1 protein-coding gene and 1 pseudogene are annotated in these 1,350 nt (G+C 76.4%); both read right to left on the bottom strand.

Annotated elements, in window-relative coordinates:
- Positions 1–484, bottom strand: a 484-nt coding sequence (locus tag E1258_RS32650) for a hypothetical protein (RefSeq protein ID WP_207919939.1), incomplete at its 3' end; no start/stop codon positions are given.
- Positions 485–591: 107 nt separating this feature from the next.
- Positions 592–1,194 (bottom strand): annotated as a pseudogene (locus tag E1258_RS32655) (serine hydrolase); the annotation flags it as partial.
- Between the last annotated feature and the right edge of the window lie 156 nt (positions 1,195–1,350).

Below are 1,350 nucleotides of genomic sequence, written 5' to 3' on the forward strand. Positions count from 1 at the left end.
GGTCGTGGGTGGCGTGGAAGACGACCGCGTCGAGGACCTCTGCCGGCGGGCGCCAGTTGTCGAGGCGTGCGCCGGCGAAGGTGACGTCGCCGTGGAACGAGGCAAGGTCGACCAGTGTCGCGCCGCACAGCGACAGGCTCATGCCCGCCCAGTGCCCCGGCCCGGCAGCCGGCCCGCCGGGGGTGCCGGTCCCCGGGCGCAGGCGCGCGGTGAGCAGCCCCTGCGCGACACGGCGCAACTCCACCTCACCGGCCTGCGCGGCGGTCAGCTCACCAACCACCTCGAACGGCAGCGGCACCCGCAGGTAGCCGCAGACGGCGTCCACCACCCGCTGGCGCAGCTCCGGTCGCGCGTCGCCCAGCTCGCCGAGGACATGCAGGCCGGCCCGGCGGACGTCGGCGTCGCGGTCGGCGAGCTGGCGGGCGTACGGCGCGACGGAGTCGTCGGGCAGCAGCGTCGCCGCGCCGTCCGGGCCGCAACCCACCGCCCAGCCGAGGCGTACCGGGGTGGGGTGCGGCGCGGGCGACGCGGTTCAGCGGGAGCCGGGGCCGCGCAACGCGTCGACCGTCACCCGGGCGGCCTCGGCGATCAGCGCGTCGTCGGGCTGCGCGTCCTTCGCGGAGGCGCGGCCTCGTTGAGGCTCGTTTCGGTGCGCGCCGGGTCGGTGACGGTGTCGCCGATGCCGCGCAGCACCCGCTCGAACCCGGCGGGGCCGCCGAGTTCGGCGAGCATCAGGTTGGCGGCGGTGTTGTCGCTGTAGCGCACCGCCGCGTCGGCGACCGCGCGCAGGGTCATCCCGCCCGCGACGTGCTGTTCCGTGACCGGGGAGTGCGGCACCAGGTCGGCCCGCTCGTAGCGGACGATCCGGTCCAGCTCCGCGTCCGACGTCGCGGCGAGCAGCGCGCCGGCCGCGAGGGCCTTGAACGTCGACGCGTACGCGAACCGCTCGTCGGCCCGGTGGGCGAGGGTGCGCCCCGTGCCCGTGTCGACCGCGTACACGCCGAGCCGCGCGTCGAACCGCCGCTCGAGGGCGGCGAGTTCCACAGGCGGGGGCACCGGCGAGGCGCTCGGCCCGAGGGGAGCGCTGGTGCCGGGAACTGCGGTGGCGTCGGGCGTGGCCGAGGGCCGGGCGGGTGTGCAGCCGGCTGCGAGACCCAGTGCGAGCACCGCTGCGAAGGATGCTCTGCGGCGCATCGCGGTCACGAGGCTCCCTCCCTCCGCCGGCAGCGCCGGCTTCCCCGTTGTCGCTCGAATGCGGACGCCCTCCCCTGCTCGCATCGTTCGGGATCGCGGGCGTCAGAGTGCCACGACCGCCGCCGTCTCCGCCGGTAGCTCGATGCGGTCCCGGGT

Origin of the sequence: Micromonospora sp. KC207 (assembly GCF_004348615.1) — a bacterium.
Classification (GTDB): Bacteria; Actinomycetota; Actinomycetes; order Mycobacteriales; family Micromonosporaceae; genus Micromonospora.